The sequence below is a fragment of the Nostoc sp. 106C genome (assembly GCF_002154725.1).
Lineage (GTDB): Bacteria > Cyanobacteriota > Cyanobacteriia > Cyanobacteriales > Nostocaceae > Aulosira.
Genome location: NZ_MTAW01000098.1, coordinates 1 through 23,629, shown reverse-complemented (window position 1 = coordinate 23,629; position 23,629 = coordinate 1). Strand labels below are relative to the sequence as shown.

The window sequence follows — 23,629 nt, the reverse complement described above, 5'->3', positions numbered from 1 at the left end:
CAATTACTGTGGGAGGCTACAGAAGGCAGTGAAGTTACCTAATCGTCCGCGCACCCCTTGGTTTATGCAAGTATACCAATGGGGCACCCAGCCAACATATTTTCTCGATAGTTGTACTCAACGCTACGGGGATATCTTCATGACCCGGTGGCCAGGTTCTCCTCCCATTGTTTTTGTCAGTAATCCCCAAGCAGTTGATGAGATTTATACAGCTCCTTCGCAGATGTTTAACGTCGCTGAAACTTATGACATCTTGCGGCCGTTGGTGGGATCTAAATCTTTGATGGCTATGGATGGTAAACCTCATGAACGGCAGCGATCGCTAGTTATGCCCTCGTTGCACGGCGGACGTATGCGCTCCTACGGCAAGCTCATCTGTGATATCACAAACCAGATGATGCAGCAATGGCGGCCAGGAGAAGTGATTAACCTGACTTCCTGGGCAGATCAAATCTCGATGAACGTGATGTTTCAAGTCGTTTTTGGCTCGGATACAGGAGAGCATTTAGTCAAACTGCGGCAAAAAGTCTCGGAAATTCTAGATTATTTTAGCTCTCCACTTGTCGTATTGCACCTTCTGACACCATCTTTGCGGAAAGATTTAGGATCTTGGAGTCCGTGGGGACGCTTTCTTCGCCTACTTAAAGAAGTAGACGAGCTTCTTTATTCTGAAATTGCAAAGCGACGACAACTGCCTCAACCAGAAGGTACAGACGTGCTCTCGTTGTTGATGAAAGCTCGTGACGAACAAAATGAGGCCATGAGCGATCAAGAACTGCGTGATGAAGTCATGACAGTACTGAGTGGTAAAGGCGTAGCTGCCACAGCTATAATATTCTCCTTATACGCTCTTCTAAAACACCCAGAAGTATGCCGAAAACTACGGGAAGAGTTAGATAGCTTCAGCGACCCTTCAGATTTCTACGCTATTTCTAAACTTCCCTATCTCACGGCAATTTCCCAAGAGATACTGCGTTTGTACCCTCTTTCTGTAGTTGCTATGCGAGTAGCTACAACCCCATTCCAAATCATGGGTTATGAATTTCCCGCAGGTACACACGTTTATGCAAACATCCATTCGGTTCATCACCGTCAAGATTTATTTCCAGATCCCCACCAGTTTCAGCCGGAACGTTTTTTAGAAAAACAGTTTACTTCTTATGAGTATTCACCTTTTGGAGGTGGCCATCGACGCTGTATTGGTTATGCCTTTACTCCGTTTCAAATGAAGTTAGTGTTAGCCACAGTTGTGTCACGTTATCAACTGGAACTGACTGAGGAGCGTCAATTTAATCTTGTGCGTCATGCCGCCGGAGTAGCACCAGATAGAGATATCAAGATGATGGTGACTGGTTATTATCATCAAAATCTTGTGACTCAGCTAGTCAGTGCTTTTTAACTTATTAGAGCCATTTTGGCATTACTCAATCAAGGGTTGAAATTTTATGTATGGAAGTCTAAAACTCCTGATCCTCTGTGCATGAGAAATATCATCCCGCAAATATGTAACGCCGCCATTTTAAAACAAGAGCCATATTATGCAGCAAGACTATGAATCAAAACCAGTGGCAACAGCTCAGTCAAAGGTAAGTCGAAAGGCACTCGTATTTCTCTTAATTTCAGTTTTTTTTGATTTATTGAGTGTAGGAATACTGATTCCAGTAATTCCTTACGTAGTAGGGCAATTTAACAAAGATGCCCTAGTAATCGGACTACTGGCTGTGTCCTTTTCTGCCGCACAATTCTTTGCTGCTCCAGCACTGGGTATTCTCTCCGATCGCTATGGCCGGCGGCCTCTTTTGCTGATTAGTGTTGCGGGTACAGCATTAGGATACTTCATATTTGGTTTTGCTACTGCCTTGTGGATGATCTTTGCCGCCCGATTAGTTGATGGGTTAACGGGGGGAAATATCTCCATCGCTCAAGCGTATATTGCAGATGTTACTCCGGAAGAAGATCGAGCCAAAAATTTTGCCCTGATTGGTGTGGCCTTCGGATTGGGATTTATTCTCGGGCCAGCATTGGGTGGTTGGCTCAGTCTGATTAGTTTACAGACCCCTGTATTTGTAGCGGGAGTTCTGTCACTATTAACTTTTGCCTTCGGATTCTTCGCTCTACCAGAGTCGCTTCCACGTAACCGACGACGACGAGAAGCGATCGCTTTTAAAGAACTGAACCCCTTCAAAGTGATTGAAAGTGCACTTGCAACTGTCACCATCCGGCGATTTCTGCTAGCAGGCTTCGTTATCAGTTTTGCCCTCAGTGGTTTGCAAACGAACTTTGTGCTGTTCACCTATGTTCGCTTCAACTTGGGAGCGCAGCAAAATGGAGAATTTTTTGCCTACATTGGGATTGTTTCTGTCTTAGCGCAAGGATTACTGACTCGCCCTCTGCTGAAGCGATTCAATGAGCAACGGTTAACCATAGCTGGACTAGTATTAATGATGTTAGGGTTTGTGGGTATTGCTTTGGCTCCAGCCGTTTGGATGCTCTACCCAGCCGTGACTCTAGTAGCTGTGGGCGGCGGTATGGCAGAGCCAACGCTGACTAGTACTATATCCAATCGAGTTTCTCCCAGCCAACAAGGCTCAATTTTAGGTGCATCTCAAGCACTCGAAAGTATGGCATTAATTCTAGGCCCCATTTGGGCGGGTCTTACCTTCGATTACCTGGGAGCGAATATTCCCTACTGGACTGGTGCGGGTTGGTTGGCGATCGCGGCATTGCTGGCTTCAAGTATCCTCTAAATTTTAGCCAGTTAATTAAGTAAATCAATTGTAATTAGTTTTTTATTCAAAGCTTATGGCAACCTTGTTGATCACCACACTACCCCTTGCCAGTCACACCTTACCTATGTTGTCCTTAGCTGAAGCTTTAGTTAAGGGAGGGCATCGAGTTTTATTCCATACCGGACAGAGCGATTATGCCAAGGTACAAGCGGCTGGTGCTGAACTTGTGCCAATGTCTCCAGATTGTAACTTTGCTCATCGGTTAGAAAATCCTGCCGCACCTATGCCCAAATGGTTGCCTGAGTTTGTTCGGGGATTTTTGAGCTTTCGCAACGAAATATTAAAAATGATCCCATGTATGGTTGCAGAATTGGAAACTGTAATCAAACGAGAGCGAGTAGATTGTCTAGTCGCGGACTATCTTGGTTTTGGTGCATCTTATGCTGCAGAAAGACTTGGCATTCCCTTCGTGACTTTGACAATGGGATGGACGGTAACAATGAATGCGAATACGATTCCTTTGTTCATTTCCTCCACACCACTACCACCGCGCATTATCCATACCTTAGTTGACTTCATCTTTCCATTAGGTCGTGTTCGCCAACAAATCGGTCTCCCCCCACGTCCTCAGAATGCACCAGCCGAGTTCTTTTCTATAGTGGTTTCTAAGTTGCTCAATTTAGTCACCTTTCCTCAAGAATTTATACCTGCTGAAAAACTGCAAGAAAATCAAGTATTCATTGGGCCAACTGCTTTTCAGATGCCTGAGGTAAGCGATCGCCAACCCTTTGGCGCAAATCTAGAACCCGGCACCGTGTTGGTTAGTACTACTACTTCCGGTGATAGTGGGGATATGGGTTTATTCCGTCAGATGCTAGAGTCAATTGCTCAGATGGGAATTCCCATACTTGCGACTTCTGCTAGCGCTACTGATATCCCAGATGGGCTTGGGGAAAACGTGCGTTTAGAAACTTTTGTGCCTTTCGATGAAGTTTTGCCTTACATCAGAGCATTAGTTACACATGGTGGTACGGGAAGTGTGGGAAGAGCGCTTCAGTACGGCGTGCCGATGTTAATTATCTCCAGCTATGGAGAAACAGTAAATACAGGTCACCAAGCAGCCAAATTGGGACTGGCCTATCATTTACCTAAGAGTAAAGCTACACCCACAGTCATTCGCTCCACACTCCAAGCTTTGCTACAAGACCAAGCACTACACGCTCGTGTCAAAGCTCTGTCTGAAAAAATGCTGGCAATGGACTCTCAAGAAATAGCTGTCAAGGCAGTTGAGAACATATTGCACAGTGAAAAAATTACTGTAGGCAATTACAGCAGTAGATGAGCAATCTCAGGCAGTACAAACTTAGTACCTTTTCACATCAACAATCAAAATTGCAAAATGAAATTACCTAAAAGTCCTAGCAGCCCAGCTTTTGTGCAAATATACCAGTGGGCTAACCGACCTACAAAGTTTTTGGATAGCTGTAAAGAATACGGTGATATCTTCGTCTCTCAGTGGCCTGGTTACGGCTTGACTGTATTTGTCAATGATCCCAAAGCCATTGAGCAGATTTTTACAGCTCCTCAGACAACATTTAGTACCGCAGAAATTTACGAAATCTTGCGTCCCATTTTGGGAGATCAGTCTTTGATGCTCATGGATGGTAAGCCCCATCGTCGCCAGCGATCGCTAATGATGCCACCCTTGCATGGCGAACGTATGCGCTCTTACGGCAATTTCATCTGTGAGTTGACAGAGGAGATGATGGAGGAATGGAAACTGGGAGAAGTAATTAATCTCAGTGCATATCTGCAAGACCTCAGTCTCAAGATTATGTTCCGAGTTATTTTTGGCTCCGATGAAAGAGAACTATCAATAGAACTGCGGCAAAAAATCAAAGAAATGCTGGAGTGTAGTAGTTCTGCACTGACTGCATTACACTTTTTTGTTAAACCTCTGCAAAAAGATTTGGGGCCTTGGAGTCCGTGGGGACGCTTTATCCGTCTTCGCAATGAAGTAGATCGGCTACTTTATGCCGAAATTGCTCAACGCCATCAACAACCCCAAGCAGATGGCGCAGATCTTCTGTCATTACTGATGTCAGCTCGTGATGAAGAGGGTCAGCCAATGAGCGATCAAGAACTGCGTGATGAAGCGATGACAGTTCTAACCGGTAAGGATTCAATATTCTCAGCCATAATATGTAGCTTATACAGTGTTTACAAACACCCAGAAGTATGTCAGCGACTACAGGAAGAATTAGATAACATTAGCGATCCTTCAAACACCAACGCTATTGTGAAACTTCCCTATCTCACAGCAACTACTCAAGAAACAATGCGTTTGTACCCTCCAGTTGTCGTTGCTATGCGGGTAGTTAGAACCCCATTCGAGATCATGGGTTATGAGTTTCCTGTAGGTTCACAAATTGTTGCTGATATCTATTCAGTTCATCATCGTGAAGACTTATTTCCAAATCCTAAACAGTTCAATCCAGAACGCTTTTTGTCAAGACAGTTTTCTTCTTATGAATATTTACCTTTTGGGGGTGGTAATCGACGCTGTATTGGTGATGTCTTTGCTCCCTTTCAAGTAAAGTTAATGTTAGCAACAATTGTGTCACGTTATCAATTGGAGCTAACTGATAACCTTCCAATTAATCCTGTGCGTAGGGGTGCAGGAGTAGCCCCAGACAAAGATATCTATATGAGGGTAACTGGTTACCATCATCAAACAGAAAATTATACAAGTATTCCAACACCACTAAATGTTGGTTAAAACTCAAGAAAGACGCACATAATTAATTTCTTCTGCGTTTTTTCAGAAAAACTAAACTGATTGATCAATCTTAGCCGCACTTGATAGCTCATTCATAATAGGAGACCTTATGGATTTATTTGCAAAATCTTCTGGAACAAAAGCTAGAGAAAAATTGCAGCGTTATAACTAATATTTCTCTGGTAAAACTCTCAATATATTCAAAACAGTACTCCTTTTGAGGTCATTTTTTATGGTTCAACTTCTTGAAAACCCCACAACACAACAACCGAACATCAGCACAAAATCGGAAAAAGTGTTGCTAGATATGTTTGAGAATGTTTGCCAAGCTCTTGAAGAAATAGATGGTAATAAATTTACTGAACAACGATGGACAAAAGATGAAAAAGGTCAATGGATAGAAGGTGAAAACAATAACGGTATCACCTACATTGATAAGGCATTACGCAATGGCAATGTATTTGAAAAAGTTGGCATCAATTACGTATCAATGCACGGAGAGTTACCTCCTGGTGTGACTTTCCAAGGAGCGGATGTTGTAATGCTTGATCCAGCAAACGCAACGGGAAATGAAAAAAGTACTCCTTTTTTCGCCACGAGTACTAGTGTTGTGATCAATGCACATAACCCAATGGTACCGACAGCCCACGTCAACTACCGCTATTTCCAACTGGGTGATGGTACAGAACCTGGTTCTTGGTGGTTTGGTGGTGGAGGCGATTTAACGCCAATTTACCTGTTTGAAGAAGATGCAGTTCATTTTCATCAGGTGCATAAAGAAGCTTGCGACAAACATGACCTAGAACTTTATCCACAGTTTAAGAAGTCGTGCGATGGGTACTTCTATCTCCCCCATCGCGCTGAGTGTCGAGGCGTTGGTGGCATCTTCTTTGATTATTTACAAGACCGTGATGCAGAAACCCTATTTTCCTTTGTCAAAACTTGTTCTGAAGCTTTCATTCCTGCCTATATGCCTATTGTCGAAAAACGCAAGGATATGGAATTTACAGAGCAGAACAAGTACTGGCAACGCCTCAGACGCGGACGTTACGCTGAATTCATTCTACTGCATGACAGAGGTGTTCGCTTCGGATTGGCCAGTGGCATTGTAAGTACGCAAAGTGTCCTCAATTGTATGCCTGGAGAAGCTTTCTGGAATTATAATGACCAACCAGAGCCTGATAGCAAAGAAGCAATGCTTCTAGAGGTGGTGAGAAATCCTCGGGAGTGGGTGTAAGGATCTTCAAAAGTCTACTTGACAAACAGCAGCTAATGAAAATTGGGCGTTGCTGAAACAAGGGATGAAATTTTGGGATCAAGATCTCGAAACCCTCATTCTCTCTGTGTCTCTGCGCGACGGACACTTTGACGCCAGTTGCTACCCTGCGGGAAGCCACCCTCCGGGTGTCTACAAGCCGGGAAACCCGTCCAACGCACTGGCTCCTCAAGTCGGCAAAGCCGCCCACGCAAGTGTCCTCCTCTGCGTGAGACAAATCATCCCGCAAATATGCAACGCCGAAAATTGTTGGCTAGCCAAATGCTAAACAAAAAGGTGAAGTTTCTGTAGAAGCATTACTGAGAAATTGCGTGCTAAAAATTACTAAAGTATTCCGCAGGCAGAACTCAACTCAATTTTCCATATTGAAAACTGAAGTGAGCAAATCTTTTCATTCCCATTGGTTGAGCTATTTATACATCAAACCTATGGAGGAAATTGACATTGTCTTCTTCTTTGTTTTTGCTAGTAGATATATGGCATTGGTAGTTATTTTGCTTTGTATATGGAGTTCAATTCAGTGGGGCTTCCAAAGTTTCTGATGTGTAGTAGCAAGAAAAGGAGAAAAAACAGCGATTGTAATCTATTTACAATCTAAAAGTAACTAAAAAGATTTTTTTGTATTACTTGCAATATCTGCATTTCAACTAATAAAAGCCAATATTACAATTAATAATATTGGCTTAACTCAAAAACACAAGGAGCATTGTTTGAATTATGCATCTAGAAAAAAGGCTAATTGAACAACACCAAGTTATCGAAAAAGTTCCTAATCTTACCAATTATTATGATAAGATCAGCACTGAACAATGCCAAATTATTGAGCTTCCTAAGATTAACGATTACTACGGTAATAGGAGCATTGAACAATGCCAAATTCTTGAGCTTCCTAAGATTAATGACTACCGTGGTAATTTAACATTTATTGAGAACAACAAACATATTCCGTTTGACATCAAGCGTGTTTACTACCTTTATGATGTTCCTGGTGGCGCAGAACGAGCAGGTCATGCTCATAAAGCACTACACCAATTTCTAGTTGCTATGTCTGGCAGCTTTGATGTATTAATAGACGATGGTTATGAAAGGACAACATATCATTTAAATCGCGCATATTATGGTCTTTATATATGCCCGATGGTATGGCGTGAAATTACTAATTTTTCCTCAGGATCAGTTTGTATGGCTCTGGCATCAGATTTTTATGATGAGTCTGATTATTACCGTGAGTACGAAGATTTCATCAAAGCTTTTAGAGAGTAAGTATGAAAGTAGCATTCCTGAATTTGAAAGCAAATTATCTTGAACTTCAGCAAGAGTTAGACGCAGCTTATAGACGAGTCATGGAGTCTGGCTGGTATGTTCTTGGGCAAGAAGTGGAGGCATTTGAAACAGAATTTGCTGCATACTGTGGAACTCGGTATTGTATTGGAGTTGGTAATGGACTGGAAGCTTTACATCTGATTCTACGGGCTATGGATATTGGTCCAGGTGATGAAGTAATTGTACCAGCTAATACCTATATCGCTACCTGGCTAGCAGTTTCTTATGCAGGAGCTACCCCTGTTCCAGTTGAACCAGATGAGAAAACTTACAACATAAAACCAGAGCAAATTGAAGTAGCAATTACACCAAAAACGAAGGCGATTCTAGCAGTTCATCTCTACGGTCAACCTGCTAATATGGATCCGATTAACGAGATTGCAAAACGTTATCAGTTAAAGGTGATTGAAGATGCTGCTCAGGCTCACGGTGCACGTTACAAAGGGCAGCGTGTTGGTGGTTTAGGAGAAGCAGCTGGGTTCAGCTTTTATCCAGGTAAAAACTTAGGAGCATTAGGTGACGGTGGAGCAGTCACGACGAATGATTGTAATTTAGCGAATCAAATCCGTTTGCTTAGAAATTACGGTTCTCGTGTTAAATATTTCAATGAAATTAAAGGTTATAATAGCCGACTGGATGAGTTACAGGCTGCGTTTTTAAGAGTGAAGCTAGCTAAGCTTGATGAGTGGAATGCTCGCCGTGTTCAAGTCGCTAACCAGTATCTTCAACAACTCTCCGGTGTCACAGATTTAACTTTACCTTTTATTCCTACTTGGGCAGATCCAGTATGGCACTTGTTTGTTGTGCGTTGTCCAAAGCGTTCTGATTTAGAAAAGCACCTGAAAGATTCGGCAATTGACACGTTAATTCATTATCCTGTTCCACCTCATTTATCTGATGCGTATATAGAAAAACAGCATTTAAGCAGTTTTCCTATTACAGAACAAATAGCTCAAGATGTTTTGAGCTTACCCATCGGTCCCCATATGGCCAATGAAGAAGTCATGAGAGTGATAGAAGTTTTACAACAGGAAGGCGGAACTGCTGACTGTACTAAAGTTGGTTTATTGACAGGAAAACAAATGGTTACATCCTAACTAGAAGCTATTAAATACTATTCATGATTTACAGAGAATTGCGACTTAGTTAGGATGCAGCAAGATGCAAAAATTCTTAGTAACAGGTGGAGTAGGTTTTATTGGCTCTAACTTCATTTTGAAGGCGAGAAAAGAGCAGTGGGCTAATATTATTAATCTAGACAAGCTGACTTATGCCAGCAATCCTCAAACCTTGGCTCAATTACAGGATGATCCTGGATATCATTTTGTTTGTGGAGACATTAATAATATTGAGATACTGCATAGTTTGCTAGAGCAATATCAACCAGATGTAATTATTAATTTTGCTGCTGAGAGCCATGTTGATCGCTCAATTCTTAGTCCTCAAGAGTTTATCCAAACAAATGTATTAGGGACATTCCAACTTTTAGAAGCTAGCAAAATATACTGGGAAAAACTATCCCCACAACAGCGATCGCAATTCCGCTTTTTGCATATATCGACTGATGAAGTATACGGCTCACTCAATCCGGCAGATCCAGCCTTTCAAGAAGATACTCCCTATGCTCCCAACAGTCCCTATGCTGCTTCAAAAGCAGGGTCTGACCATCTTGTACGAGCTTACTATCACACCTATGGTCTCCCCACTTTAATCACTAACTGCTCAAACAACTACGGGCCACGCCAGTTTCCTGAAAAACTGATTCCCCTGATAATTCTCAATGCCTTGCATGACAAACCTCTACCAATTTATGGTGATGGACAAAATATTCGAGATTGGTTGTATGTGGTGGATCACTGCGAAGCTTTGTACCTCGTTTTGCAACATAGTCTAATTGGAGAGATTTATAACATTGGTGGCAATAACGAACAGACAAACCTAACAGTTGTGGAAAGAATTTGTGCAATTCTTGATGAACTGGTTCCTAAATCCAACTTCCGCCACTCCTCTTTGATGACTTTTGTGAAAGACCGTCCTGGTCATGACCGACGGTATGCAATTGATTGCAGCAAAATCAGCAGAAAATTAAATTGGCAGCCAAAGGAAGATTTTGATAGCGGTTTATTGAAGACAATTCGCTGGTATTTAAGCCATCCAACTTGGGTAAAGCAAGTTCAATCAGGCGCTTACCAAAGTTGGGTTAAACAAAATTATGCAGACAGAATCACAGTGCGATCGCATTAACAAAACCCTAAACCATCTGAGAAATTAACTATGAAGGGCATTATTCTAGCTGGTGGTTCTGGTACGCGGTTATACCCTCTCACGCAGGTAGTAAGTAAACAACTAATGCCAGTTTACGATAAACCCATGATCTACTATCCCCTGTCCACTCTCATGTTGGCTGGGATTCGTGAGATCCTCATTATCTCCACACCTGCTCACTTACCACTATTTCAACAACTTCTGCAAGATGGTAGTCAGTGGGGTCTCAAGTTTAGCTATGTCGAACAACTGAGACCTGAAGGCATACCACAGGCATTCATCTTGGGTAAAGATTTTATTGGTGACGACTCTGTGTGCCTCATTTTGGGGGATAATCTTTTCTATGGGAATGGCTTAATTGACGTGCTAACTTATGCAGCAAACTTGCATGAAGGCGCACTCATCTTCGGTTATCGCGTCGCTGAGCCTGAGCACTATGGAGTAGTTGAATTTGATGCCATAGGGCAGGTTGTGTCTCTAGAAGAAAAGCCCAAAGTTCCTAAATCTAAGTATGCTGTACCTGGGATTTATTTCTACGATTCTCAGGTTTGTGAGATTGTCACTCAGCTCACACCCTCAGCCCGCAATGAGCTAGAAATTACGGACTTGAACCAGTTTTATCTCCGTCAAGGGCAATTGAGAGTAGAGCTTTTGGGTCGAGGCTACGCTTGGTTAGATACAGGTACTCATGAATCGCTTCACCAAGCTGCTAGCTTTATTCAAACCCTAGAACAACGGCAAGGCTTCAAAATAGCTTGTATCGAAGAAATTGCCTACCGACAGGGATATATTGATGCGGAACAAGTCTATAAACTTGCTAAACCATTGTCTAAAAGTAGCTACGGAAGTTACTTAATAGACATTATTCATAGTGATATTAGTACTGCTCAGGTTCAGCAATTCAATCGCATTATCCCACTTTATGAAATAGCTGATACAAATAAAGCCTCTTAATTCTAAGGGGAATTCTTCTATGGAGATATGTATGGAGAACTATAGATTACTGCAAGCAGCTCGCGGTGAGGTACTAGACCGCCCTCCGGTATGGATGATGCGTCAAGCTGGTCGCTACATGAAAGTCTATCGGGATTTACGTCAGAAATATCCCTCATTTCGGGAGCGTTCTGAGAACGCTGACCTAGCCGTGGAAATTTCTTTGCAACCTTTCCATGCCTTCAAACCCGATGGTGTAATTATGTTTTCAGATATCCTGACACCGTTGCCAGGTATTGGTATTCCGTTTGACATTATTGAAAGTAAGGGCCCAGTATTTGAAAACCCAATCCGCACTCAAGCTCAAATTGATGCGCTCACTTCCCTCGATCCTGAAGCTTCCTTACCATTTGTTCGCCAGATCCTGAAAACGCTACGTCATGAGGTTGATGACCAAGCCACTGTCTTAGGCTTTGTTGGCGCTCCCTGGACGCTGGCTGCTTATGCGATTGAAGGCAAAAGCTCTAAAGACTACGCCATTATCAAAAGCATGGCTTTCTTACAGCCAGCAATGCTGCATCAATTTTTAGGAAAACTCGCAGATGCGATCGCCATCTACGTCCGCTACCAAATTGATGCCGGCGCGCAAGTCGTGCAACTATTTGACTCTTGGGCGGGACAACTCAGCCCCCATGATTTTAAGACTTTTGCTCTACCCTATCAGCAACGAGTTGTGGAACAGGTCAAAGCTACCCATCCAGACACACCTCTCATCTTGTACATCAACGGCAGTGGTGGCATCCTAGAACTCATGGCACAATCTGGTGTAGATATTGTCAGTGTGGACTGGACTGTTGATATAGCAGTAGCACGACAACGACTTGGAGCCAGTATTGGAGTTCAAGGAAATTTAGATCCGTGCGTATTGTTTGGTTCCCAAGAATTTATCCGCGATCGCATCCTCGACACTGTGCATAAAGCTGGAAATCAAGGACACATTTTCAATCTTGGTCATGGGGTTTTACAAAACACTCCCGAAGAAAATGTAGCTTTCTTCTTTGAGACTGTAAAGCAGTCTAACTACTTGTTTGATGATTTTAACTAAAAGATTATGACTTCATTGTCCTCTACTACATCTAACATTTCTACTCCTTCCCGCAGTATCCGCATCGGTTCTCGTAAAAGCCAACTCGCTTTGATTCAAACTTACTGGGTGCAACAAGAACTTCAGAAACACTTTCCTCATATCTGTTTTGAAGTCCAAACTATGGCCACCCAAGGTGACAAAATCCTAGATGTTGCCTTAGCCAAGATTGGCGATAAAGGACTGTTTACCAAAGAACTGGAATTGGCAATGCTCAACCAAGAGATTGACTTTGCTGTTCACTCCCTTAAGGATTTACCGACTCGCCTACCAGAAGGATTAGTATTAGCAACTGTTACAGAGCGGGAAAACCCAGCAGATGCTTTAGTTGTGCATGAAAAACACAAAGATAAGCAAATTGATACACTACCAGAAGGTGCAGTCATCGGGACATCTTCCTTACGACGACTGGCACAGTTGCGCCACCAGTTTCCCCACTTCACGTTTAAAGATGTGCGAGGAAATTTGAACACGCGGATGGCAAAGCTGGATGCTGGGGAGTACGATGCATTGATTTTGGCAGTTGCAGGATTACAGCGATTAGGGATGAGCGATCGCATTCATCAAGTTTTGCCAATTGAAGTTTCCCTATATGCTGTCGGACAAGGAGCCTTGGGTATTGAATGCCGTGCTGACGATATAGAAGTGCTGTCACTTTTAAAGGCAATTGAACACGTACCAACACGCGATCGCGTTCTTGCTGAACGTGCCTTCTTGCGGGAACTAGAAGGTGGTTGTCAAGTACCAATTGGTGTCCACACGCAGTTGAATGCAAATACACTCGCGTTAACAGGGTTAGTCGCTAGTGTGGATGGTAAACGGTTGATAAAAGACTCTGTGATCGGTGCAGTTAATAATGCCGAACAGTTAGGTATTCAATTAGCTCAAAGTTTACGAGAACAAGGAGCGCAGGAGATTTTGGAAGAAATTTTTCAAACAGTCCACCGAGGCTAAGAAATTCGCTTGTGAAGCATATTTGCGAAGAACGTAGGATCGCTTGCATTGTTTCGTTGCATCAAAGTCTGTTTGATAAATGACTAATTGTAAAGGCGGGTTGAGTAGATAAAACTTGAATCTAAACAAGGTTGCGATCGCAAAACTCACCTCTACAATCCGTCTTTTTTAATCTTGAATCATCACTATGTTTCCAATACATCGCCCTCGTCGCTTAAGAAATCATCCCCAACTCCGTCGGATGGTGCGTGAGACTGTTTTAACAACTAGCGATCTCATCTATCCTCTCTTTGCTGTACCTGGTAAAGGAATTGCCAATGAAGTCAAATCTATGCCTGGTGTTTACCAGTTATCGGTAGACAAAATCGTAGAAGAAGCTAAGGAAATCTACGACCTCGGCATCCCGGCAATTATCTTGTTTGGCATTCCTGAAGATAAAGATTTAGAAGCAACTGGCGCATGGCATGATTGTGGGATTGTGCAGCAAGCCGCTACTGCTGTAAAAGAAGCAGTGCCAGAATTAATTATTATTGCTGACACCTGTTTATGCGAATACACCAGTCATGGACATTGCGGCTATCTGGAAGTTGGTGACTTGACTGGGCGCGTCTTAAATGACCCAACACTGGAATTACTCAAGAAAACAGCAGTTTCTCAAGCTCAAGCTGGTGTGGATATCATCGCTCCTTCAGGAATGATGGATGGATTTGTGCAAGCAATTCGGATCGGATTGGATGAAGCTAGTTTCCCAGACACGCCAATTTTGTCGTATGCTGCGAAGTATGCTTCATCTTATTATGGCCCTTTCCGGGATGCTGCTGAGTCAGTACCACAATTTGGCGATCGCCGTACCTACCAAATGGACCCTGGCAATACCCGTGAAGCCCTCAAAGAAATTGAACTTGATGTTGCTGAAGGGGCTGATATGCTGATGGTCAAACCAGCCTTGGCTTATATGGATATTATTTGGCGTGTTAAGGAAGCAACTAACTTACCTGTTGCTGCTTACAACGTTTCTGGGGAATATTCCATGATTAAAGCTGCTGCACTCAACGGCTGGATAGACGAACAGAAAGTGGTTATGGAAACATTGACTAGCTTTAAACGTGCTGGTGCTGACTTGATTCTGACCTACCATGCCAAAGATGCTGCCCGTTGGTTAGCTAAAGGCAGTTGAACAAGGCAGTCCCTCGGAACTGGTTAACACAGATATTCACGTTTCAGGAGATTAAGTTGAGATGATTACCACTGCTTCGAGTGCGCAAATAACTGCATCCAAATCTTTACCTCCAGTTGATGCCAAGGCTAGAGTCAGCCAATTCATGCAGCAGTTGCAAGATAGTATTTGTCAGGGCTTGCAACAACTGGATCACTCAGGCACATTTCAAGAAGATACATGGGAACGTTCTGAAGGGGGTGGAGGGAGATCGCGTGTCTTGCGTGACGGTGCTATTTTTGAGCAAGGTGGAGTAAATTTCTCCGAAGTTTGGGGTGCCCATCTTCCGTCCTCAATTCTGGCACAACGTCCGGAGGCAGCTGGACATAAATTTTACGCCACAGGCACTTCAATGGTGTTGCATCCCCGCAATCCTTACGTACCAACTGTTCATCTCAATTACCGCTACTTTGAAGCAGGACCAGTTTGGTGGTTTGGTGGTGGTATAGATTTAACACCTTACTATCCTTTTGCTGAGGATGCCGCTCATTTCCATTCTACCCTCAAACAGGCTTGTGATGCTCACCATCCTGAGTATTATCCAGTGTTTAAGCCTTGGTGCGACGAATATTTTTATCTCAAACATCGTCAGGAAATGCGGGGAATAGGGGGTATATTTTTTGACTATCAAGATGGTCAAGGTCTGCTGTATCGGGGTCCGCATCCAGAGAATGCAGCAGCTGCTTATAGTAATCAAGTTGGTACTCTACCCTCGCGCACCTGGGAAGAATTATTTGCTTTCGTGGGTGAGTGTGGAAAAGCTTTTTTACCAGCATACGTACCGATTGTAGAGCGGCGAAAGTTAATAGAATATGGCGATCGCCAACGTAATTTCCAGCTCTATCGCAGAGGTCGCTACGTAGAATTTAACTTGGTTTATGACCGTGGCACAATCTTCGGTCTCCAAACCAATGGACGCACTGAGTCAATTTTGATGTCGTTACCACCTTTAGTCCGTTGGGAATACGGCTATAAACCAGAACCCAACACACCAGAAGCTGAGTTGTTAGAAAGTTTCTTAAAACCTCAAGATTGGGCTAGCTGGACATCTAGTCTTACCGCACAGGAAATTTGACTACTAAAAGCTCTTGCTATTAAGCTTTTCATCTATTTGACCACCAAAAAGAAGGGTCTTATTGACAGGCTGACGGCAATGAAATGGCTATGTCTAACGACAAGCACCTAGGCATATACGCTGAGTTTCAAAATTCCATTTTCTCATCAGATGTGTCTAGTGTTTTGGCAAAACAGCCGGATAATATTTTTATACGTAATTTGGGCAGGAATCAAGATGAACCTTCAAATATTATCAAAGCGTTCACAATGGATGCTTGCCCTGATTGCGGCTGCTGCTACTATCTCAGGTACAATCATTTTCTATGGCATTTCCCAATCAAGACCAACCAGTAAGCCAACGGTCGTTGTAAAAGCTGCTCCTATTATTCGGCAAATCACGGCTTTAGGACGACTAGAACCTGCAACGGAAGTTATCAAAGTCTCTGTACCTGCTACATTGAGCAACGATCGCGTGACGAGACTGCTGGTGCAACGGGGCGATCGCGTAAGAGCAGGCCAAGTGATGGCGATTATGGATGCACAAGCTCGCCTGCAAAATACCTTATTTGAAGCCCAAGCACAGGTCAAGGTATCCCTGTCAGAACTGGCAAAGGTGAAAGCAGGAGCCAAATCTGGAGAAATTGCTGCTCAAAAAGCTGAAATTGTTCGCCTACAGGAGCAGTTAAAAGGTGAAATTGCTACTCAACAAGCCACTATTGCTCGTTGGCAAGCTGAGGTGAGAACTGCCAATTCTAACTACAATCGCTATTTGTCACTTTACAAACAAGGAGCGATCGCTTCTTTAGAGCTAGAGCAAAAGCAGCTAGCATTAGAAACAGCACAAACACAGCTTAATGAAGCTAAAGCCAAGCAAAATCAAAGTGTAGATACAATTCGTCAAGAAATCAGCCAAGCTAGAGCCACCTTAAACAAAATTGCTGAGGTACGCCCAGTTGATATACAAGCAGCCCAAGCTGAGGTAGATAAGGCAATCTCGGCAGCTAATAAAGCTAAAGCTGACTTAGCTGAAGCATACATTCGCGCACCAATCGCAGGTCGGATTTTCAATATCTACACCAAACCAGGGGAAGTTGTTGGTGATAAAGGCATTGTTGACTTAGGACAAACTGACCAGATGCAAGTCGTGGCAGAGGTCTATCAAACTGATATTGGTAAAGTTCGTGAAGGTCAACAAGTCGTAATCACCAGCGAATCATTTCCCAATCAAATAGGTGGAACCGTTCGCCTTGTTGGACTAGAGGTGATTAAACAAGAAATTACTAGCGGTCAACCTGGAGAAAATCTCGATCGCAAAGTCATTGAAGTCAGGATTCAACTCAATCGAGAAGATAGTCGCCGGGTTGCTAATTTAACCAACTTGCAAGTACAGGTTGCCATTCAACCGAATGCAACATTAACTAACAATTAGTCAACGGTGTAACACCGATGAATCCATGTTTCGTCAATTATTCCGCAAAACACCAATAGCCTGGCTGCAAGTGAGCCGAGAAAAAGCACGTCTGCTAGTTGCCATAGCAGGAATTACTTTTGCAGATGTGCTGATGTTTGTCCAACTGGGCGTCCAGGATTCACTGTTTGATTCGCAAGTTCTCACCTATGCCAAACTTCGCGGGGATTTATTTGTTATCAATAAATTGTCTGATAACCTGCAATCTGTGAAAAAGTTCTCCAGAGACAATCTCTATCAGGCATCAGGTATTAACGGCGTAGCCTCTGTTAGCTCACTGTATATTGGTCAGGCAGATTGGCGAAACCCTGAGAACAAAACCAATCGGCAAATTTTTGTTTACGGTATAGATCCGAACCAGCCAGCATTTGACTTACCAGAACTCAGTCAATATTTGGATAAACTGAAATTCATAAATCGAGGGCTATTTGATCAAGCTGGGGGACTTCCCCTACTTGGGGATGTTCCTAGCTTGTTGGGAAAGCAGAGTTCGCTTTCCGTTCAGGTGAATGATTTTGAAATTAAAATTGTAGGATTATTTACGATTGGTTCCTCTTTTGCGGCTGAGGGCAATCTCATTACCAGTGATTCTACCTTTTTGCGACTCTTTCCCCAGCGTCAAGCCAACGAAATTGATGTGGGTATTATTCAAGTAAAATCCCAGGCAAGCGTTAAGCAGGTACAGGCAGATTTACAAGCAATTGTGCCAGATGATTTAGTCGTTTTAACTCTTGCTGAATTTGTCAATCGTGAACGTGTGTATTGGGAAACAGGTTCTATTATCGGCTACATCTTTGGTTTTGGCGTAACGATGGGGTTCTTGATTGGAACAGTTATTGTCTATCAAATTCTCTATACAGATGTTTCCGATCATTTGCCTGAATACGCTACCTTGAAGGCAATGGGCTATAGTGATGTGTATTTTATTGGCGTTGTCCTCCAAGAGTCTCTTGTGTTAGCAGTTTTGGGATTTTTACCTGGAATATTTATCTCAACTGGATTTTATGCCATTGCTCAGTCTGCGACGCTTTTACCTTTTGCCATGAAACTCAGCCGCGCGACAACAGTGCTGGGATTGACAATTATCATGTGTTTTGGTGCGGGAGCGATCGCTATACGAAAGCTACGAGCAGCCGATCCTGCTGATATTTTTTAAGCTTGGAGTTCTAATTCTCTAAAATCTGGCAACAAATTTAAACCTGAAAGCCCCGATTCAATTTGGCTATCTTATTTACGAATTACGTTAGCGAGTCTGCTCCCAAGGGGAGACGTTACGCGAACGAGCGTCATTACGAATTACAAATTTGTATTACCTTCAAATCAATGTCTAAAGAAGCTCTCTTAGAAATTCAAAATAATCCACCGCCAGAGCAAAAATCTCCAAAAGTCGAAATTCAAAACTCTCCCGAAAAGCTACTAATTTCAGTTCGCAATCTTAATCATTACTTCGGTACAAAAGAACTTTGCAAGCAGACATTATTTGATATCAATCTCGATATTTATTCAGGTGAGATTGTCATTATGACCGGACCTTCTGGCTCTGGCAAAACGACACTACTGACGCTAATAGGTGGATTACGTTCAGTACAAGAAGGCAGTCTGACAATTTTAGGACAGGAAATGCGCGGTGCAAGTAAGCGGCAACAGATGCAAAAGCGGCGACAGATTGGTTACATTTTCCAATCACACAACTTGCTTTCCTTCCTTACAGCAAAACAGAATGTGCGAATGTCTTTGGAACTACATGATGAGTACCTAAACCAAGATATAGATGGGCTGGCAATCAATATTCTTAATGCCGTTGGTTTGGGCGATCGTGTTGATTATTACGCAGACAGTCTTTCTGGAGGGCAAAAGCAGCGAGTGGCGATTGCCCGCGCCTTAGCTTGTCATCCCAAAATAGTCCTTGCAGATGAGCCGACAGCTTCCCTTGATAAAAAATCGGGCCGAGATATCGTAGAAATCATGCAGCGTTTAGCCAAAGAACAAGGTAGCACTATTTTGCTTGTTACTCATGACAACCGGATTCTTGATATTGCTGACCGCATAATTCACATGGAAGATGGAAGAGTGGTAGAAGAAGCGGGAAAAATGGAGAGTCAAGGAAATTGTTAGGCTAGGCAACATGAGCCTTAATCTCATTGATCATTTGGCAAGATTAAATGATTGTGTTTTTGCACTAGTTATGGCAATCACCTTTATGGGATTTAATTTGCCAGAAACTATTAAATCAATGCCAAATATTGAAATTAATCATTTTCTTCTTGAACAGTTAAAATCACTCGGTATTTATATTACCACTTTTATCTTGGTTGCATTTTACTGGATTAGTCACATTCAACAATTTAGTTATTACAAAAAAACTAATGAAATTCATTTAATAATCCATACACTTTACTTAATGTGTTTATTTGTCATTCCTTTTTCTAATGAGCTGATCTTGACCATTTCTAATAATGTTTTTGTTAAAGTTTGGTTTAGTGTTAATATTTGCTTGATTGGTTTTCTTTCATTCATAAGTTGGGTGTACGCAACAAACAAACATCGGCTAGTTGATGAAAATCTAGATCGTCAAATCATTCTCTTAGTAAAAGCAAAGGCTTTGATTGAACCTTGCTGTGCTTTAATATCTATTCCAATCGCAATAATCAGCCCAGATTTTTCAGATTTGGTTTGGTTTTTAATTCCAGTTACCTCTGCTATCGTCGATAAAGCCTTCAAGGTGAATTCGGGAGCAATGTGATTAGGGACAATTGTTGACTGGGAATCAGCGAACTTTTGATTCTCCTAAACAGGATAAAACCTTTGCTCCTTTTCAGGGCGTGTCTTTCACTCTAGATTCCAAAACCAGGATAGGTATTATTCTCAAAGTTTTCAAACCCATAAATCGTAAATGCTTTGACTACTTTGGCATTGGGTACAAAACTTTGAACAAGTTCACTACCGGATTTTTCACTCTTGAGTCCGTGAGCTAGATTCGCTCCAACTGGATTAGTACGGGAAAGCTGGGCAAACTGGAGGAATAGACCGTATCAGATTTTGGTGAAATAGTATAAGCTATTGATAGATATAGCAGTTCTATATCATTTGTGAAAAAATAAAGTACAGTTGTATATCCTTGTTTTCTGCCCCCTGGCTCAAAGAGTAATTTCACAAATCCTACAGGGATTGCTATAGTTACCATGCTGATATGTATATTCAGATCAAGGATTGTAAAAAACTCAATTTAGATGTTATAAAAATGCATGTTATGTTAGCAGATATTGTCTAATATCTGCCACGTATGCTACTTACTACTAACTAGTTAAATATTAAACTATTTTGATACTTAAAGTTGCTAACTCACATCGTAAAAATAGAGGATCTCTCAAGCGAAAGCCACAAAGGAAGTCTTTATCCATCGATGGCTTGCGGTTACTTGTTGTTGATGACAATAATGATTCTCTGAGTTTAGTTGTTTTTCTTCTTGAAGAGTACCAGGTGCAACTCAAGACAGCAAAAACTGTGGATGAAGCTATAGCAGTGATACAAGAGTGGAAACCAGATGTTCTCGTTAGCGATATCAGTATGCCTGGTAAGGATGGTTATTTTCTAATTAACTGGATTAGAAACCAAGAAGCACAACAAGGAAGGTTTTTGCCTGCTGTTGCTCTTACAGGTTATGTATATCCGGAATACCGTAATAAAGCACTCGATGCTGGGTTTGAGGAGGTTATTATTAAGCCTTTTCATCCAGATACACTAATTACAACGATCGCAAAACTTGCACAGCAAAGTGACAAACAACGACTTTTAACACAGGAACAGCGGCAGTTCGCTCAACACAGTCGGTTGTTAAAGAGTGAGTATTGCCAGTTTCTTGAACAAGCCCGACAGACAAAAAAGCAAGCTCATCTGGCAAGGGAGCAAGCTCAACAGGTTAGGAGGCAAGCCCAGTTGGCTATGGAGCAAGCCCGACAGGTTATAGAAAAAGCTCAGTTAGCTAGTAAACAAGCTCAACAAATTTGGCGCAAAGTGCAGTCTATTTATTAACCAACTTTTCGATATCAGAGAAAGAAACTTTAACGGTTACTGTCTATTTTTGTAGAGTTTTAATTTCTCTTTGTGCATCTTGATAACTATTTTTCTGCCCTTTTTTTTGAAATAGTTTTGCTGCTGCTTGAAAATCTGTGATCGCTCCTTTTTTATCGCCTTGTTTAGCCCGAATCAAACCTCGATTATAGTAGGCTAAGGCATAACTAGAATTAACTGTGATCGCCTGAGAGTAATCTGCAATTGCCGCTTTTTTATTTCCGCGTTCGAGATGAGCATTACCTCGGTTGTTATAAGCTGCGGCATTTTTCGGCTCTAGCTTAATTGCTTCAGTATAATCTGCTATTGCGCCTTGATAATCGCCTACAGAGAAGCGGTGCATACCTCTATGGGTGTAAGCTATGGATAATTTGGGATTAAGCTGTAAAACCTGATTATAATCTTCAGTAGCTTCTAGATTCTTTCCCATATCACTATAAACATCTGCCCGATTTAGGTAAGCTTCTATATATTTGGGATTTAAGTCAATGGCCCTGTTATAGTCCTGAATTGCAGCTTGATTTTGGTTATATGCAAATTGAGTTAAGCCTCTTTGATAGTAAGCTTGAGCATCATTAGGATTCATCTCAATTGCTGTATCAAAATCCTGAATTGCTGCTTGCTTATGTCTCAAGCGACGGTGGAGAATACCCCGTTGCAAGTATGCTTCGGTATACTTGGGCTTAAAGGCGATCGCTTTGCCGAAATCTGTCATTGCGCCTTTATAATCTTTGAGCTTTGTACGTGCTAGACCTCGCCCATAGTAATTATAGGGATTTTTGGCATTGAGATTAATTGCCTTGGTATAGTCAGCGATCGCTTCTTTATATTTTCCTAATTCATAATCAGAAAAGCCTCGATCGTAGTAAGCATTAGCATCTTGAGGATTTAGCTCTATAGCTTTGCTTGAGTCTGATTGAGCTTTTTGGTAATCTCCTAATCGATAAAAAGCATCACCACGTCGATTATAAGCTAGAGCATTTTGGGGATTAATTTCAATAACTTGACTGAAATCTTTTACTGCTTCTTTGTAATTTCCAGATTCATATTTTTCCACTCCTTGTAGATATAATAACTTTGGATCGTTGACAGATTTTGGTATGAGGAAAAACCAAGCTGCTACGCCAACAGTAATACAGCTAGCTATTCCTGTTAAAATTAACCAAGGTTTTTTATTTTCGTGCTTATCGTGCTTTTTCTCAGGATTGTTTAGCTGTTTTAAGTCATGTAAAACCTCCTGAGCAGTCTGGTAGCGTTTACGGTAATCAAAGCACACCATTTTATCGATAATTCTTGCTAATTCTCGGTTCACTGAAGGAATTCGGTGACGCCAAACAATTTCACCTGTCAGCAAATTTTTGTGACTTGGTAATATAGCTACTTCCTCTGCTGTTAAACCGATGAGCGATGCGATCGCCACTATTCCTAAAGCATATATATCGCTGTTATATTGGGTGTTACCATGCAATTGCTCTACAGGTATATATTCGAGATTTCCGACAATAGTAGTCACTATTTCTTTAATCGAACCGAAGTCAATCAAAACTAATTTTTTGTCTGACTCTCGACGAATAATATTTGTAGGTTTAATATCCTGATGAATTACCTCGTGACTATGTACGAATACCAAAATTTCTAATGTTTCTGATAAGAGACTGACCACTTGGTCTTCCTCTATGGGTGTTCCTAAGAGAATTTCCTCAGTTAAAGAATTACCAGTAATGAATTCTTGAACTAAATAAAATTCTTCATTTTCTTCAAAATAAGCAACTAGTTTCTGGATTTGATCGTTTTCCTGACCTAGTTTTTCTAACGTTTCTGCCTCGCCTGTAAACAAGCGCCCCAGTATTTTTAAATCTTGGGGATTTTTATTGGCAGGATGTAGTTGCTTCAAGACAAATTGACTGTTAGGAAGATTAGTATCTTCAACCAAATAGGTTTGCGCCAATTCTTCCACACTCAGAACCGCCAAAATTCGGTAACGTGCATCCAGAAGGTGACTATGCATGAAAATAAATATAGTTTTATCCGGAATTATTCGATTATAGCTTGCGTATTAATACTGACTAAAATTATTTGTATAGATAAAAACCTAAATAACCTATAGCCATCCATGTAGGAGTTGTGAAATTACTCGTTGAGTCAGGGAACAGGAAAGAAGGATTTACAAATGGACTTTGTTTCTTCACAAATAGACTTCTTGCAGAATTCGGTAAAAGGGAAAGGAACTCAAAACCCTTTCCCTTTTACCTTTTCCCTTTCCCCCTCTTGCAAAAATATATTTTTGCAAGAGACCCCATGAGCTGCGTTCACAAGGAACAATGAAAATCTTAACCCTTCCTTTTCTTCTGCCTCCTGCCCTATTTTCAAGGCAGTCAATCACGGGAAAATCCCACAACCAAGCATGAAAGTATG

General features: G+C 41.9%; 20 protein-coding genes. 18 read left to right on the top strand and 2 right to left on the bottom strand.

The window, feature by feature from the left end:
• Positions 1–28 precede the first annotated feature (28 nt).
• The 18 genes from BV375_RS12580 to BV375_RS12490 all read left to right on the top strand — a co-directional run bounded on the left by BV375_RS12580 (position 29) and on the right by BV375_RS12490 (position 21,175).
• Positions 29–1,399, top strand: a complete 1,371-nt coding sequence (locus tag BV375_RS12580; protein ID WP_086760908.1) for a cytochrome P450 — start codon at positions 29–31, stop codon at positions 1,397–1,399.
• A 139-nt stretch (positions 1,400–1,538) separates the two neighbouring features.
• The gene (locus tag BV375_RS12575; protein WP_086760906.1) at positions 1,539–2,747 is read left to right on the top strand and encodes an MFS transporter; all 1,209 of its coding nucleotides are present in this window, start codon (positions 1,539–1,541) and stop codon (positions 2,745–2,747) included.
• Positions 2,748–2,802: 55 nt separating this feature from the next.
• Positions 2,803–4,071 carry a glycosyltransferase gene (locus BV375_RS12570; protein WP_086760904.1) on the top strand — a complete coding sequence of 423 codons (1,269 nt, stop codon included), beginning with the start codon at positions 2,803–2,805 and terminating at the stop codon, positions 4,069–4,071.
• A gap of 57 nt (positions 4,072–4,128) precedes the next feature.
• Positions 4,129–5,508 (top strand): cytochrome P450, encoded by a 1,380-nt coding sequence (locus BV375_RS12565; protein WP_086760902.1) that lies wholly within the window; start codon positions 4,129–4,131, stop codon positions 5,506–5,508.
• 232 nt (positions 5,509–5,740) lie between these two features.
• Entirely contained in the window at positions 5,741–6,745 is a 1,005-nt protein-coding gene (gene hemF, locus BV375_RS12560) for an oxygen-dependent coproporphyrinogen oxidase (RefSeq protein WP_086760900.1), read from the top strand.
• 756 nt (positions 6,746–7,501) lie between these two features.
• Positions 7,502–8,047 carry an FdtA/QdtA family cupin domain-containing protein gene (locus BV375_RS12550; RefSeq protein ID WP_086760897.1) on the top strand — a complete coding sequence of 182 codons (546 nt, stop codon included), beginning with the start codon at positions 7,502–7,504 and terminating at the stop codon, positions 8,045–8,047.
• Positions 8,048–8,049: 2 nt separating this feature from the next.
• Positions 8,050–9,204, top strand: coding sequence for a DegT/DnrJ/EryC1/StrS family aminotransferase (locus BV375_RS12545; RefSeq protein WP_086760895.1), 1,155 nt, complete (start codon positions 8,050–8,052; stop codon positions 9,202–9,204).
• Positions 9,205–9,268: 64 nt separating this feature from the next.
• Positions 9,269–10,351: a dTDP-glucose 4,6-dehydratase gene (gene rfbB, locus BV375_RS12540; protein ID WP_086760893.1), complete on the top strand. Its 1,083-nt coding sequence runs from the start codon at positions 9,269–9,271 to the stop codon at positions 10,349–10,351.
• 30 nt (positions 10,352–10,381) lie between these two features.
• Positions 10,382–11,326, top strand: coding sequence for a glucose-1-phosphate thymidylyltransferase RfbA (gene rfbA, locus BV375_RS12535; protein ID WP_086760891.1), 945 nt, complete (start codon positions 10,382–10,384; stop codon positions 11,324–11,326).
• 31 nt (positions 11,327–11,357) lie between these two features.
• Complete coding sequence (gene hemE / locus BV375_RS12530) at positions 11,358–12,410, top strand: uroporphyrinogen decarboxylase (RefSeq protein WP_243713928.1); 1,053 nt, start codon at positions 11,358–11,360, stop codon at positions 12,408–12,410.
• Positions 12,411–12,416: 6 nt separating this feature from the next.
• Complete coding sequence (gene hemC, locus BV375_RS12525; RefSeq protein ID WP_086760887.1) at positions 12,417–13,403, top strand: hydroxymethylbilane synthase; 987 nt, start codon at positions 12,417–12,419, stop codon at positions 13,401–13,403.
• A 187-nt stretch (positions 13,404–13,590) separates the two neighbouring features.
• The gene (gene hemB, locus BV375_RS12520; protein ID WP_086760885.1) at positions 13,591–14,580 is read left to right on the top strand and encodes a porphobilinogen synthase; all 990 of its coding nucleotides are present in this window, start codon (positions 13,591–13,593) and stop codon (positions 14,578–14,580) included.
• Positions 14,581–14,641: 61 nt separating this feature from the next.
• A complete protein-coding gene (gene hemF / locus BV375_RS12515) occupies positions 14,642–15,694 on the top strand; it encodes an oxygen-dependent coproporphyrinogen oxidase (RefSeq protein WP_086760883.1) in 1,053 nt (350 codons plus the stop codon).
• 216 nt (positions 15,695–15,910) lie between these two features.
• A complete protein-coding gene (locus tag BV375_RS12510) occupies positions 15,911–17,104 on the top strand; it encodes an HlyD family efflux transporter periplasmic adaptor subunit (RefSeq protein WP_086760881.1) in 1,194 nt (397 codons plus the stop codon).
• Positions 17,105–17,129: 25 nt separating this feature from the next.
• Positions 17,130–18,299 (top strand): ABC transporter permease DevC, encoded by a 1,170-nt coding sequence (gene devC / locus BV375_RS12505; RefSeq protein WP_086760879.1) that lies wholly within the window; start codon positions 17,130–17,132, stop codon positions 18,297–18,299.
• A 167-nt stretch (positions 18,300–18,466) separates the two neighbouring features.
• On the top strand, positions 18,467–19,258 hold the full coding sequence (locus tag BV375_RS12500; protein WP_086760877.1) for a DevA family ABC transporter ATP-binding protein: 792 nt from the start codon (positions 18,467–18,469) through the stop codon (positions 19,256–19,258).
• A gap of 10 nt (positions 19,259–19,268) precedes the next feature.
• A complete protein-coding gene (locus tag BV375_RS12495; RefSeq protein WP_086760875.1) occupies positions 19,269–19,886 on the top strand; it encodes a TMEM175 family protein in 618 nt (205 codons plus the stop codon).
• Between the two features lie 578 nt (positions 19,887–20,464).
• Positions 20,465–21,175, top strand: coding sequence for a response regulator (locus tag BV375_RS12490; RefSeq protein ID WP_243713927.1), 711 nt, complete (start codon positions 20,465–20,467; stop codon positions 21,173–21,175).
• A 43-nt stretch (positions 21,176–21,218) separates the two neighbouring features.
• On the opposite strand, the gene BV375_RS12485 is transcribed toward BV375_RS12490, so the two are convergent.
• Positions 21,219–23,222, bottom strand: coding sequence for a serine/threonine-protein kinase (locus BV375_RS12485; protein WP_086760871.1), 2,004 nt, complete (start codon positions 23,220–23,222; stop codon positions 21,219–21,221).
• Positions 23,223–23,399: 177 nt separating this feature from the next.
• The coding region (locus BV375_RS37590) for a hypothetical protein (protein WP_208099109.1) at positions 23,400–23,629 on the bottom strand (230 nt) is incomplete at its 5' end.